The organism is Agarivorans sp., assembly GCF_050295395.1.
Classification (GTDB): Bacteria; Pseudomonadota; Gammaproteobacteria; order Enterobacterales; family Celerinatantimonadaceae; genus Agarivorans.
Genome location: NZ_JBNKPP010000254.1, coordinates 1 through 12,715 on the forward strand (window position 1 = coordinate 1; position 12,715 = coordinate 12,715).

The following is a 12,715-nucleotide window of genomic DNA, read 5'->3' on the forward strand; positions in this document are numbered from 1 at the left end:
TGATTACATCAACGAGCAACGCCATGAGCACATTCTGACCATTGAAGACCCCATCGAATTTGTTCACAAAAATAAAAACTGTTTGATTAACCAACGTGAAGTGCACCGCGATACTCACAGCTTTAACAATGCGCTGCGCTCAGCTTTGCGTGAAGACCCCGATATTATCTTGGTGGGGGAGCTACGTGACTTAGAAACGATTCGTTTAGCACTCACTGCCGCCGAAACTGGTCACTTAGTTTTTGGTACTTTGCATACCACCTCTGCGGCTAAAACCATTGACCGTGTTATCGATGTATTCCCTGCGGCTGAAAAAGACATGGTGCGCTCGATGTTGTCGGAATCGTTGCGTGCGGTAATTGCCCAAACTCTGTTGAAAAAACTGGGTGGCGGACGTGTTGCCGCCCACGAAATTATGACCGGTATTCCGGCGATCCGTAACTTGATCCGTGAAGATAAAGTGGCGCAAATGTACTCGGTGATTCAAACCGGTATGGCCCACGGCATGCAAACCCTTGATCAAAACCTTAAGGATTTGGTTAACCAAGGCCTGGTGTCTTATGAAGACGCTAAACTTAAATCAGCCGATCCCAACAATTTTTAGGAGGGTCTATGTTACTGGATGATCTATTACGTGACATGTCTGAGCGTAAGGCCTCAGATTTGTACTTGTCGGTGGGTGTGCCTCCTAGTGCCAAGGTGAGTGGGCGTTTAACCCCTTTGACTGACCAGAAATTGTTGCCAGAACACGTGCTGTCGATGTTGTCGACCATTCGCAACGAAGCACAAATGAAAGCCTTCGAAGTAGAGCGCGAAGCTAACTTTGCGATTGCTCGCCAAGGCTTAGGCCGCTACCGGGTCAGTGCTTTCTACCAGCGTGAGCAGCCGAGCATGGTGATCCGTCGTATCGAGACGGAAATTCCTAGTTTTGAAGAATTGCAATTACCACCAATTTTAAAAGAAGTGGGCCTGTCTAAACGCGGCTTAATTCTGTTTGTGGGGGCGACTGGCGCCGGTAAGTCGACGACCCAGGCCAGTATGATCGATTATCGCAATCACAACTCCAGTGGACATATTCTTACCATTGAAGATCCGGTGGAATTCATGCACAAACACGCCGGTTGCATTGTTAACCAGCGCGAAGTAGGCATTGATACGCCATCCTTTGACGAGGCACTGAAGAACTCCTTGCGTCAAGCGCCCGATGTGATTCTGATTGGTGAGATCCGGACTCGCGAAACCATGGAGTTTGCGTTGCAATTTTCGGAAACGGGTCACCTATGTATGGCCACGCTGCACGCCAACAATGCCAACCAAGCATTGGATCGGATTATGCACTTGGTGCCAGAAGAGCGGCATCGTCAATTGTGTTTCGATTTGTCATTTAACCTGCGGGCGATTGTGGCTCAGCAACTGGTGCCAACTAAAGATGGCAATGGCCGTCGCGGGGTGTTTGAGATTTTGCTGAATACGCCTTTGGCGGCTGATTTAATCCGTAAGGGAGAGATGCACAAACTCAAAGAGTTAATGAACAAGTCGCGTGAACAGGGCATGCTGACCTTCGACCAAAGTTTGTTTGATCTCTACGAAAATGGCGTGATTGGTTACGCCGAAGCCATTGCCCATGCCGATTCACCTAACGATTTACGTCTGATGATTAAATTGCAAGGCACAGATAAATCGAATAACTTAGACAGCGGCATGTTAGATGGTGTGACCATCGATTATTAAGCATTGAAAGGAGTATTATGTTAGCGGTTATTTCACCAGCTAAAACCTTGGATTTTAGTTCGGAACTACCCAGTTATTCGTCGACTCGACCTGAGCTTTTAGAACATAGCGAAGAGTTGATTGAAGTGGCTCGACAACTAACTCCGGCTGATATCGCCAGTTTGATGAAAATCAGCGATAAGTTGGCCGGTTTAAATGCGGCTCGCTTTGCTGAATGGAGTAGTGATTTACCGCCATCCTTGGTTCGGCCGGCGATTTTTGCCTTTAAAGGTGATGTTTATACCGGCTTGGAGGCAAACACCCTTAGCAGCCAACAACTGGACTATGCCCAGCAACATCTGCGGATCCTTTCCGGCTTATATGGTTTGTTGCGCCCCTTGGATTTAATGATGGCTTATCGTTTAGAAATGGGGATTAAGTTGGCTAATCCTCGTGGTAGCAATCTGTACCAGTTTTGGGGCGAGATCATTACCGATAAGCTTAATCAGGCGATTGCCGAGCAGGGTGATAATATTTTGCTTAATTTGGCATCTAACGAGTATTTTAAGGCGGTGAAACCTAAGCTGCTAGGTGCCACGGTGATTACCCCAGTATTTAAAGACCAAAAAAATGGTCAGTACAAAATCATTAGTTTTTATGCGAAAAAAGCGCGTGGTTTAATGGCGCGCTATTTATTTGATAAACAAATTAGCAGTGTTGACCAGCTGTGTGAATTTGATAGCCAAGGTTATTATTTTGACGAAGCCAGCTCTAGCGCCAAAGAACTGGTGTTTTTGCGCGATCAACAAGATTAAGCCATGCGGTATTACTTCTTCACATAGCTTAGCCCCGTACTGACGGGGCTTTTTTATTGATGAAATTTTCACATTTATTGTAGTTAATAAACTACACTTTACCTTTCAGCATTTATAAGTAGTGGAAATTTAGCAACACTAGGTATTTGCGTCCCTTGCTATTGCAATTCCTTCGCTTGAGTTTTTACTTTAAGGCTGCCAATATCATTAAAGAGCCTCCGTAGAGTGGGTTAGCTAAAGAGTTAAGCAGGGTAAATAGGTGACTTATTTTTTATAAGAATTATTTAGGGTGTTTGCCAACTAAGGCTAAATGGAGTTTATATGAATAATAAGATTGCAGTTGTTTTAACGCTTTTGGGTGCTGCCAGTTTGGCGGGTTGTACAAGTGCACCGAAAGGCGATGCAGGGATTCTTTGTCCACTTATTGGTGCTGGTTTTGGTGCCGCGTTAGGTGGGGGCGGTGGCGCAGTTGGAGGAGGTATTGTTGGTGCTATAGTCTGTGCTAACCCAGACCAAGATAAAGATGGCGTCGCTAATACTAGTGACATGTGCCCTGATACACCAATGGGTACTGAGGTGGATGCCAGTGGTTGCCCCATGGTTGAAGAAATGATGGTGGAAGAAGTGGTTGAGGAAACTGTTGTTGAAGAAGTGGTTGAGCCTGTGGTGATGCTACCGATCATTCCTCAAGAATGTGAACCGTATGTCTCGGTTGACGGCGAAAAAGTGACTGGGTTTGCCACCATTATGTTTGGCTTTGATAAAGACCAATATGGCGCGTCAGAGCAAGAGAAAATTGATTGTATCGCAGATGTGGTGATTGCTAATGAACTCAACGTGGATGCGGTGGGTTATACCGACAGTACTGGTCCTAAAGATTACAACATGGATTTGAGTAAACGTCGCGCGGCCAATGTGGTGCAAGCCTTGTTAGACGCCGGTGTTCCAGCCAATGATACTCTTAAAGAAGCTAAAGGCGAAATGGCGCCAGCTATGACCAACGAAACCGAGAATGGTCGCGCGCACAACCGCCGTGTGGAAGTTCGCGTTTACTAAGTTTAACCTTATCTTTAAAAAGCTTTAGTAACTAAAAAAGCCACGTGATTAACGTGGCTTTTGTTGTTTTTGAGCGGCTTATTTCTTGGCTTTTTTAGCCAGCTTTTTAGCGCGACCTTTGGCCTTTTTCTTAGCGGCCTTTTTATCTTCAACGGTTTTTGGCTTTTTCTTCTTCGCTGGAGGTGCAGAAATGCGATGAGTAGGGCGAAGTCCGTCGATCACTCGGCGACGGATTGGCTCTTCGGTATAGCGCTCGATCTTGGCTAATACTCCCATGTCGTGCGCTTCTACTAAATTAATCGCGATACCTTTACGCCCAGCACGCGCTGTTCTACCAATACGGTGTACATAAACATCGGGACTGCGTGGCATGTCGTAGTTAAATACATGGCTAATTTCTGGTACATCTAAACCGCGCGCCGCGACATCGGTAGCGATTAGGATCTTAACTTGGCCTTCGCGGAAGGATTGCATGGCTTGATTACGTTTATCTTGGGCCATTTCGCCGCGTAAATAAGATGCTTTAATCTCATCACTCTGTAACTGCTCGGCTAAGGTATAGAGGCGTTCACGGGTTTTAACAAATACCACGCAGCGCTCAATTTCTTCGTTTAGTAAGTAGTGACGCAATAATTGATACTTGTGTGAAGCATCATCGCAGTAATGCAAAATTTGATGAATTTTAGCGCGTTCACGGCGTGGTGATTCCACTTCAATTCGTACTGGGTCTTGCATGACTTTTTCAGCAAAACGTAATAAACCTGTGCCTTCAAGGGTAGCTGAAAATAGCGCGGTTTGGCTGCGTTCACTGGTTGCGTCGCTGATGGTTTCCATGTCTTTAATAAAGCCCATGTCTAACATACGGTCTGCTTCATCGAGGATCAGTAACTCGATGGCCTGAGTATCAAAAACCTTGTAGGTGATGTACTCCATTAAGCGGCCGGGCGTGGCGATAACAATATCGATATTGCCTTTGAGCTGCTCGGCGTGAACGTCGTATTTAACCCCACCCGTAATATCGATAGTGCTTAACTTAGTACCGGCGGTGGCGAGGCGAGCTTGATCGGCTACCTGCATGGCCAACTCTCGGGTTGGCGTGAGAATTAGTACACGGCCGGGACCGGCTTTACGACGCGGGTGGTCAAGTAGATGCTGAATAGCCGGTAGCAAAAAGCCCAAGGTTTTGCCGGTGCCGGTGGGGGCAGAGGCAAGTACGTCTCGACCATCAAGCATTGCCGGAATGGTTTGCTGTTGAATTGTTGTGGCTTTTTGTAAGCCCATAGCGCTCACTGCAGATAATATTTGTGAGTCTAGGTCGAGATCTTCAAAGGTCATAAATCTACCAGATAGTCAGGCGCCGTTGACTTGAATCAGTAGCGCGGGTCATTTACATTCGCGGCATAGTATAGCGCCAAACTAAGGCAAGCAAGAAATGATCGAACATTATCAGCGTCCAGGTTTTACTTTTAAGCAGTTTCATGTGGCTCATGAGCAAACCGCAATGAAGGTTGGCACCGATGGCATCTTGCTTGGCGCTTGGCTCAACCTCGAAGGGGCTAAGCAAATCTTAGATGTGGGCACGGGTACGGGCTTAATTAGTTTGATTATGGCGCAACGTAGTGCCGGTAATGCCAAGATTGATGCCATTGATTTAGAACCCGATGCTTGCCAGCAGGCCCGTGACAATGTGTTACATAGTCCTTGGCCGCAAGCCATTCAAGTTCACCAGTGCAGTATGCAGCAATACTCTAGCACTCATCGTTATGACTTAGTTGTGTCTAACCCGCCGTATTTTCCTGCTGGGCAAAGCTTTGAACAGAAACGCCAGCAGGCTAGACATAGTGGCACATTAAGTGCGGCTGAGTTTTTTCTCGCCTTGCCACAACTCTGTCATCAGGGCTCGGCCGTGGCGCTAATTTTACCCTGTGATGTGGCTGCACAATGGATCAACCAAGCCGCCCAACAGCAATGGTATTTGGTTCATCGAGTACAAGTTCAATCGTTGGCGAACAAACCGGCTATTCGTTGTTTGTTACGTTTTGAGCGCCAGCCAAGTCCATGTGTTGAAGAACAGCTTGTTATCTATCAACAGGATAGGTCTTATAGCTTAGATTACATAAAGCTATGTGAAGATTTGTATCTAAAAATGTAGAATATATTGGTGATGTTGTAGATCAAAGTTATATTATTTGGTTACATATACTGGTTTTATGTTCTATGGCCATGCTATATACTGCCGCCCTCATTTTATTCTTGATTACAATTTACAGCAGGAGCGTGCATGACCAAACAGCTTGGCGCATGGAATACCCTTAGTTTAGGTTTAATGGTATTTGCCTTCTTTTTAGGTGCCGGAAACTTAATATTTCCGCCAATGGCTGGTCTTTTGGCCGGAGATAATTTACTTGTCTCCATGTTTGGATTCTTAGTTACCGCTGTGGGTTTACCGCTATTGGGCTTGCTGGCCATTGCTAAGGCTGGCGGTGGCCTTGTTCATTTAGGACGCTATTTGCCGAGCAAAGTGGCTAACCTGATTGCCCTCACGGTGTATTTGGTATTAGTGCCAATGTTTGGTATTCCACGTACTTGTTTGGTGGCTTATGAACTGGGGCTTGTGCCTTTAGTTGAAAATGCTTCTCAGGCGACTTTACTCGGTTATTCACTGTTTTACTTTGTGGCGGCCTTGCTGTTTATTCTGCGTCGTGGTGGTTTAATTGATAGCGTTGGGAAAGTCATTACCCCGTTGCTGGTGGTGTGTATTTCGGTTATTGGTGTGAGCGTATTTGCTCATCCTTACGCCGAGATCGCGCCAGCCCAGCAAAGCTTTGCGGATATGCCCTTTGGCCAGGGCTTCATTGATGGTTACAACACCATGGACGCCTTAGCTGCGTTGATGTTTGGTGTATTGATGATTGATGCGCTAAATAACAAAGGTATTAGTGGTAAGAGCGCCCAATTCTCTTATTTGGTGAAAGCCAGCTTAATTGCGGCGGTGGGCTTAACGCTATTCTATGTAGTGCTATTTTATCTAGGTGCCACGGCAACCGGGGTAGCGCCAGAAGCGAAAAACGGCGGGCAAATTATTGTTGCCTATGTGGACGTACTTTTTGGCCTTAAAGGCCAGTGGTTACTGGCTACTATTGTCACTCTCGCCTGTTTCACTACGGCAATTGGTGGTATTTCGTCATTCTCTACTTATGTGAGTGATAACAGCAAATTTTCATATTCACTCACCGCGATTGTTACGGCTGCTTGTTGTGCCTTGGTGGCCAATATCGGTCTTGATCAGTTATTGCTTGTGTCTATCCCGATTCTGATTGGTATTTATCCTGTTGCGGTGGCGTTGATTGCCTTCAACCTGTTGGTTAATTGGTTTAACCGTCCTCACATGGCGGCGCGCTTAATTATTGGTGTGGCGGCGTTATTTGGTTTGATGGATGGATTAAAAGCTGCCGGTGTGAACATGGACGCCTTCAGTCTTCTGCCTGGCTTCTCGCAAGGTTTTGCTTGGTTACTGCCTACCTTTGCCGCCGTATTGGTCAGTGTATTTGCTCGTTCAGAGAAAGCCGCGCTTACCGAGACCGCCTAACTGCTCTAGGCTTTGCGCCGCTAATAATTCGGCGCAATCCTCCATTCTTAGCAACATAATAGGTTAATAAAGGTAAAATTTTATTTAGCCGCCTAAAATCATAGCCTACCGCATCTCGTATTCATTGCTTGCCCACCATACTATGAATTTTTGTTAGTTTTGCACCGCGCAAGATGGAGTTTGCCATGAAAGAAGTCCCATTTAGGTGGATTGATCGTTTTAACGTGCACCTTAAGTTGCAGGAAAAGTTCTTATTAATGTTTACTTTTCCAATGTTAGCATTGGTTGGCATTTTGTTGATTGTTTCTAGTAATGTGCAGCTGCATTTACAACAAGTTCGCCAGCAAGAAGCTCAATTGTTAACTCAAGTTATTAGTGCCCAGCCCGAGCAATTAGCTGGAATGTTGTCGCAAGCGGGGTATGCTTTACGTGGCGACAAAGTGTCCTCTCTGCATCAAGAGACTTCTATATTTGGCTTATTTTCAGCCTGGCAATATGCCAGTATCGTGGCCATTTTATTTGTGGCCGGTTTGCTGTTTTATTACGTGATGACCTTTATTGGTGGTGCTATGTACCAAATTCATCGCGCGCTCGACCTCTTAGCCAAGGGGGATTTAACCCACCGTTTGAATTACTTCCCAGTGCGTGATGAGTTTAGCTCTATCGCCATCATTATCGACAAAGTGGCAGTACGAGAGCATCAGTTGGTCAGTGAGACTAACGCCAGCAACGCCATGGTGAAAGATTTATGTGAGCAGTTAAACCAAACTAGTGAGCAGTGCAGCGATCTGAGTGTTCAGCAACAAGATAGAGTGGATTCCTTGGCCAGTGCTATTGAGCAAATGGTATCTACTATTCGCAATGTTGCCGCCAATGCCAACGATACTGCAGAGCAAACCAGCCAAGCCAACCTAGCCACCAGTGAGGGCCGGCAAAAAGTTGAGCAAACGGTGGATGCTATCGACAATTTAATGTCGGATGTGCAGCGTGCAGAGCTAGCGGTAAATCAACTGGAACAGCGAACTCAAGAAATTGGTGAAGTGGTCACCACCATTGAAGCCATTTCAGAACAAACTAACTTGTTGGCGTTAAATGCGGCGATTGAAGCGGCGCGGGCTGGTGAGCAAGGCCGTGGTTTTGCCGTGGTCGCCGATGAAGTGCGTGGCTTAGCAGGACGAGCCCAGCAAGCTACGGTGAAAATTCAATCGATGATTGAAGAACTACAGACTACTAGTTTAGGCTTAAGTCGCACGGTTAAAGAAAGCGTACAACGCGGCGAAACCAGTAAGGATATGATGGGCGGCGTACATCAAACGATTGCCGATATTAGCCAGCGAACCGATACGGTGTCTGCTAAGATTTCTGAGATTGCTACTGCCTCAGAACAGCAGGGCGCCGTCGCCACGGGAATTTCTGAAGATACTCACCAATTGCGCGACCAAACCGTATTAGTGACAGAATTAGTACAAGGTTCTGAGCAGTCGATAAAAACCTTGTTAGAGCAAGTTGAGCTGTTAGAACAGCTGACCAAAGAGCTGAAAGTGTAAGCCTAAGCCTTCACGCGCCTATCTTTAGTAAACAGGGCGCGTGAAAGCATCACGGCGCTTGCTAATGAGCACCTTCCATCCCAGTTAGGCCCCCCCGCATTCTCCAAACTAAACCGAATAAACCGAGAGCAAGCAGTATCAAGGTTGTAGGCTCATTTACGCTGACGTTATTAGCTTCGCGGCTGCTGACGGTATAATCAGTCATTGACCAAGTTTCGCTTTGAAAACCACAGGTGTCGGGACTGCCATTGTAACTACAGTATTCTAGATATAGTGAGCTATCAGAAGTGGACAAATAGTAGTCTAAGTATTTAGCTAAAAAGCCTTCATTATTAGCATAATTAAGATAAAAACTAGTTAGGCTTACATTGAGTAAATCATCAATGTAGATGCCTATATAGCTTCCGCCTTGTAGATCTTCTATCTGTATTGTTGATGCAAATCCAGGAGTGGTAAAAATGCCGCTTATTGAACTAATGGATGACAACTGCAAGTCTCCAGGTCCATAAGGGATGGGTTGGTATATCGTGTCATCAAAGTTAAGGGTAAGTGAGGTCCCTCGGTTATAATAGACGGTGATCGTGTCAATAATTACCCCTGCCTTGAGTGGTAGTGACAGAGTCAGACTGATTAACAGAAAGATGAACTGTTTGTTGAAAGTTACTTGCATGTTCGTGCTCCTTGCTGGTGAGTTTTTCTCTACATCAGCGAACCATCAGAGCAGCTAGTGAAGCATTACTCATCGCTGGTGAATTTTTAAGCAAGAACAACACCAGTGTGTTTTCGTTACAGCTATAAACAATTGTCAAAGCTCGACGCAAGGGTTCAGGTATGTGAATCCATACCAATGAAATAATAGATAAATTACATTTTTATCATTCATTATTTTCGGCCCTAAGGAATTTACGAGTGATATTTTATTGGCATGTTTTATGGTAGGACATTTGTCTATCAGTCGAAGTTGTAAAATTATCTGACAATTTCGACTGTCGGAGCTTAGGGGCTTACAAGAGTAAGTCGCTACTTACTCAGTATTCGGTTCATTTTAATGTGGACAAAGTGGAATTTGAGTTTAGTGCTGAGTCACTATTGAAGCCTAGAATATCAAGCCAGCGTAGCAAGCTCTTGTTTCAACTGCGCGCACCATTGAGCAATGCGTTGATCGCTAAGGTCGTATTGGTTTTCATCGTCTAGTGCTAATCCAAAGAAATATTCGCCGTCTTCGGTGAGGGCTTTAGAGGCTTCAAACTCGTAGCCTTGGTTGGGCCAAAAGCCGATGAAGTTGGCACCGGAAGGGGCGAGTTGTTCAAACAGCATGCCCATGGCATCGAGGAACCACTCGCTGTAACCAATTTGGTCACCCAAACCAAACAAGGCGATGGTTTTATTTTCTAGATCAAGCCCTTCAAGGTTGTCCCATACTGCTTCCCAATCTTCCTGCAATTCGCCATAATCCCAAGTAGAAATACCTAAAATTAGCACTGGGTAGTCAGTCATTTGTTGCACATCACAGTCTTTGATATTGAACATATCAAGTTGCTGTTCGGCAAATTCAGCTTGAATTTTTTCCGCTGCTATTTCGGTATAACAGGTAGATGAGCCATAAAAAAGACCAATGCGCATAGTAAACTTCCTTCATGCAGGTGGAGAGCTGCGCGGCAGTGTATCAAAAGCCTCAGCTAACACCAATACGCCCGTGTCTTGAAGCCTAAGCAGTGAGAACAATGCCAAGTACTAAAGCCAGTGAAGTCGACCACCCTTTAATTAACCGTTTTATCGAACAGCTGTGGTTTGAGCATGGTTTGGCGGAAAATACCCTTAGTTCTTATCGGAACGACTTGCAGCAGTTGCTGGTATTTTTTAACTCCCAGCAAATTCAGTTAGAGCAGGCGCAAACCCTAGACCTACAAGCCTTTATTAGCCAGCGCTATCAGCAGGGGCAAAAGCCAGCCAGTGCGGCGCGACAGCTATCTTCGTTGCGCCGCTTTTACCGTTTTTTAATTCAGCAGCGGCTGCGTGAAGATGACCCCTGTGCCTTGTTGGCGCAACCTAAGCTAGAGAAGAAGCTACCTGGCACCTTGAGTGAGGCCGAAGTAGAAGCACTGTTAGAGCAGCCCGATTTAACTGACCCGATCCAACATCGCGACTTAGCCATGTTAGAGGTACTCTACGCCACCGGCTTACGGGTGACTGAGTTAGTGAGTTTGCAAATTGAGCAGCTAAGCTTGCGCCAAGGTTTGGTCAGGGTAGTGGGAAAAGGCGGTAAAGAGCGCTTAGTGCCGCTAGGCGAGCAAGCCTTAGATGTGCTTGAGGGCTACCTTAAGCAGGCGCGTCCCCAGTTACTTAAGCAGGAGAGTGATGTATTGTTCCCCAGCTTACGGGGCCAGCAAATGACAAGGCAAACCTTTTGGCATCGAATCAAACACTATGCGGTGTTAGCTGGGGTAAAAAGCCATTTGTCGCCACATACTCTGCGCCACGCTTTTGCTACGCATTTGCTCAATCACGGTGCAGATTTGCGGGTGGTACAAATGTTACTTGGCCATAGTGACCTGTCTACGACCCAAATTTATACTCATGTGGCTAACGAGCGTTTGCGCAGTGTTTATCACCAGCATCATCCGCGTGCCTAGCTGCTGGAGCAGCCTTAGATGAAAAATTTTGCAATTAACCCGCTGAGGCGGTAAGTTTTGCAGAGTTTATACGGTCTGCTTGAATACCCATTTCCGGAGAATTATTAATGAAGTTATCCAAGGCCCTATTGTTGTCAATGAGTCTGTTCGGCCTTAGCTTAGGCTCGGTGTGGAGTGCTCAAGCGAGTGAATCCGCTACAGGCAAGCTTGATCCGCTAAAAACCCAGCAAGTGATAGAGGCGCGTTTGGGAGTTAAAGTAGACTCCGTTGCTGAAACGCCGCTGCCGGGCATTTATGAAATTGCCACCAGTCAGGGCATGTTCTATGTGAGCCCAGACGGCCAATACCTGCTTCAAGGTAGCTTATTTGATTTGGTAAACCGCACTAACCTGACCGAACAAAGCATGGCTAAACTGCGCATTAAGCAGTTGGCGAGCTTTGAAGAGGATATGATCGTATTTAAAGCTAAAGATGAGAAACACGTGGTAACGGTATTTACCGATACCAGCTGTGGTTACTGTCGTAAGTTGCATCACGAGCTTTACACCTATCAAGAAAAGAACCCGCAAACCAAGAAGCTGGAAACCTTACCGGGTTACACCGATTTAGGCATTACCGTACGTTATTTGGCCTTTCCTCGTGGTGGCGTCGATTCGCCAGCTTATGGGCAAATGCAGAGTGTGTGGTGTTCAGAGGATAAAGCAGCCGCTATTGGCGAAGCTAAAAATGGCAAAGCGATTAGCCCTGTAAGCTGTAAAAACAATGTATTGCAGCAATACCAACTAGGTGAAGCCTTTGGCGTAAGAGGTACTCCAGCCATGGTATTGGAAGATGGTTCTATGCTGCCGGGCTATCGTCCACCTGCGGCCTTGTTGGAGTTTTTAGAAGGTAGTTAAGCCCCAGCTTGCCGATATAGGGCTCCTACTTTGGTTGAAAAGAGGAGCCTTTTTTATATGATGAATTAGAGTAAATCAGACTGTGTTATTACGCCGCCGAGAAAACCTTGATACCCAATCCTTACCCAGTGAATGGCCTGAACTGTTAAAGCAAGTCTATGCGCGTCGGGGAGTGAAAAGCGCCGCTGATGTTGAGCGCCGAGCGCAAGCCTTGTTGCCATTTCAAGGCTTGCAGGGCATGAATGATGCGGTAGCGCTGTTAATCGACAGCCTAATGCGACGTAAACAAGTACTGATTGTGGGCGACTTTGACGCCGACGGTGCTACCAGTACCGCCTTGTTAATGGCTGGGTTACCGCAATTTGGTTTCAGTAAAGTCGACTTTTTAGTGCCGAACCGTTTTGAGTATGGCTATGGCTTGAGTCCAGAAATCGTCGAACTAGCGGCGGCCAAGGGGGCAGAGTTAATC

12 protein-coding genes and 1 pseudogene are annotated in these 12,715 nt (G+C 46.2%); 10 read left to right on the forward strand and 3 right to left on the reverse strand.

Features of this window, described 5'->3' with window-relative positions; all coding sequences use genetic code 11:
• The 4 genes from ACQY6Q_RS14810 to ACQY6Q_RS14825 all read left to right on the forward strand — a co-directional run.
• Window positions 1-604, forward strand: a 604-nt coding sequence (locus tag ACQY6Q_RS14810; RefSeq protein WP_427982530.1) for a type IV pilus twitching motility protein PilT, incomplete at its 5' end; no start/stop codon positions are given.
• A gap of 8 nt (window positions 605-612) precedes the next feature.
• On the forward strand, window positions 613-1,731 hold the full coding sequence (locus tag ACQY6Q_RS14815) for a PilT/PilU family type 4a pilus ATPase (RefSeq protein ID WP_427982533.1): 1,119 nt from the start codon (window positions 613-615) through the stop codon (window positions 1,729-1,731).
• A gap of 17 nt (window positions 1,732-1,748) precedes the next feature.
• Window positions 1,749-2,525: a peroxide stress protein YaaA gene (gene yaaA / locus ACQY6Q_RS14820; RefSeq protein WP_427982536.1), complete on the forward strand. Its 777-nt coding sequence runs from the start codon at window positions 1,749-1,751 to the stop codon at window positions 2,523-2,525.
• Window positions 2,526-2,846: 321 nt separating this feature from the next.
• The gene (locus ACQY6Q_RS14825) at window positions 2,847-3,581 is read left to right on the forward strand and encodes an OmpA family protein (RefSeq protein ID WP_427982539.1); all 735 of its coding nucleotides are present in this window, start codon (window positions 2,847-2,849) and stop codon (window positions 3,579-3,581) included.
• 78 nt (window positions 3,582-3,659) lie between these two features.
• Here the strand turns inward: ACQY6Q_RS14825 and srmB are convergent, their stop codons facing one another.
• Window positions 3,660-4,916, reverse strand: coding sequence for an ATP-dependent RNA helicase SrmB (srmB, locus tag ACQY6Q_RS14830; RefSeq protein ID WP_427982541.1), 1,257 nt, complete (start codon window positions 4,914-4,916; stop codon window positions 3,660-3,662).
• Between the two features lie 97 nt (window positions 4,917-5,013).
• On the opposite strand from srmB, the gene ACQY6Q_RS14835 reads away from it, so the two are divergent.
• The 3 genes from ACQY6Q_RS14835 to ACQY6Q_RS14845 all read left to right on the forward strand — a co-directional run bounded on the left by ACQY6Q_RS14835 (window position 5,014) and on the right by ACQY6Q_RS14845 (window position 8,717).
• The gene (locus ACQY6Q_RS14835) at window positions 5,014-5,733 is read left to right on the forward strand and encodes a tRNA1(Val) (adenine(37)-N6)-methyltransferase (protein WP_427982543.1); all 720 of its coding nucleotides are present in this window, start codon (window positions 5,014-5,016) and stop codon (window positions 5,731-5,733) included.
• A 129-nt stretch (window positions 5,734-5,862) separates the two neighbouring features.
• Window positions 5,863-7,170 carry a branched-chain amino acid transport system II carrier protein gene (gene brnQ / locus ACQY6Q_RS14840; RefSeq protein WP_427982544.1) on the forward strand — a complete coding sequence of 436 codons (1,308 nt, stop codon included), beginning with the start codon at window positions 5,863-5,865 and terminating at the stop codon, window positions 7,168-7,170.
• Window positions 7,171-7,355: 185 nt separating this feature from the next.
• Window positions 7,356-8,717: a methyl-accepting chemotaxis protein gene (locus ACQY6Q_RS14845; RefSeq protein WP_427982546.1), complete on the forward strand. Its 1,362-nt coding sequence runs from the start codon at window positions 7,356-7,358 to the stop codon at window positions 8,715-8,717.
• Window positions 8,718-8,778: 61 nt separating this feature from the next.
• Here the strand turns inward: ACQY6Q_RS14845 and ACQY6Q_RS14850 are convergent, their stop codons facing one another.
• Both ACQY6Q_RS14850 and fldB read right to left on the reverse strand, forming a co-directional pair.
• Complete coding sequence (locus tag ACQY6Q_RS14850; RefSeq protein WP_427982548.1) at window positions 8,779-9,387, reverse strand: PEP-CTERM sorting domain-containing protein; 609 nt, start codon at window positions 9,385-9,387, stop codon at window positions 8,779-8,781.
• Between the two features lie 434 nt (window positions 9,388-9,821).
• On the reverse strand, window positions 9,822-10,340 hold the full coding sequence (gene fldB / locus ACQY6Q_RS14855; RefSeq protein ID WP_427982550.1) for a flavodoxin FldB: 519 nt from the start codon (window positions 10,338-10,340) through the stop codon (window positions 9,822-9,824).
• Between the two features lie 101 nt (window positions 10,341-10,441).
• On the opposite strand from fldB, the gene xerD reads away from it, so the two are divergent.
• The 3 genes and pseudogenes from xerD to ACQY6Q_RS14870 all read left to right on the forward strand — a co-directional run.
• Window positions 10,442-11,350 (forward strand): site-specific tyrosine recombinase XerD, encoded by a 909-nt coding sequence (gene xerD, locus ACQY6Q_RS14860; RefSeq protein WP_427982552.1) that lies wholly within the window; start codon window positions 10,442-10,444, stop codon window positions 11,348-11,350.
• A gap of 107 nt (window positions 11,351-11,457) precedes the next feature.
• The gene (gene dsbC / locus ACQY6Q_RS14865) at window positions 11,458-12,246 is read left to right on the forward strand and encodes a bifunctional protein-disulfide isomerase/oxidoreductase DsbC (protein WP_427982553.1); all 789 of its coding nucleotides are present in this window, start codon (window positions 11,458-11,460) and stop codon (window positions 12,244-12,246) included.
• 82 nt (window positions 12,247-12,328) lie between these two features.
• Window positions 12,329-12,715, forward strand: a pseudogene (locus ACQY6Q_RS14870) (single-stranded-DNA-specific exonuclease RecJ); the annotation flags it as partial.

Excerpts from the sequence above, each read along its gene's own strand:
- ACQY6Q_RS14815 (WP_427982533.1), top strand. The coding sequence starts at position 613 with ATGTTACTGGATGATCTATTACGTGACATGTCTGAGCGTAAGGCCTCA.
- ACQY6Q_RS14850 (WP_427982548.1), bottom strand. The coding sequence starts at position 9,387 with ATGCAAGTAACTTTCAACAAACAGTTCATCTTTCTGTTAATCAGTCTG.
- xerD (WP_427982552.1), top strand. The coding sequence starts at position 10,442 with ATGCCAAGTACTAAAGCCAGTGAAGTCGACCACCCTTTAATTAACCGT.
- brnQ (WP_427982544.1), top strand. The coding sequence starts at position 5,863 with ATGACCAAACAGCTTGGCGCATGGAATACCCTTAGTTTAGGTTTAATG.
- srmB (WP_427982541.1), bottom strand. The coding sequence starts at position 4,916 with ATGACCTTTGAAGATCTCGACCTAGACTCACAAATATTATCTGCAGTG.
- ACQY6Q_RS14835 (WP_427982543.1), top strand. The coding sequence starts at position 5,014 with ATGATCGAACATTATCAGCGTCCAGGTTTTACTTTTAAGCAGTTTCAT.
- ACQY6Q_RS14845 (WP_427982546.1), top strand. The coding sequence starts at position 7,356 with ATGAAAGAAGTCCCATTTAGGTGGATTGATCGTTTTAACGTGCACCTT.
- fldB (WP_427982550.1), bottom strand. The coding sequence starts at position 10,340 with ATGCGCATTGGTCTTTTTTATGGCTCATCTACCTGTTATACCGAAATA.
- dsbC (WP_427982553.1), top strand. The coding sequence starts at position 11,458 with ATGAAGTTATCCAAGGCCCTATTGTTGTCAATGAGTCTGTTCGGCCTT.
- yaaA (WP_427982536.1), top strand. The coding sequence starts at position 1,749 with ATGTTAGCGGTTATTTCACCAGCTAAAACCTTGGATTTTAGTTCGGAA.
- ACQY6Q_RS14825 (WP_427982539.1), top strand. The coding sequence starts at position 2,847 with ATGAATAATAAGATTGCAGTTGTTTTAACGCTTTTGGGTGCTGCCAGT.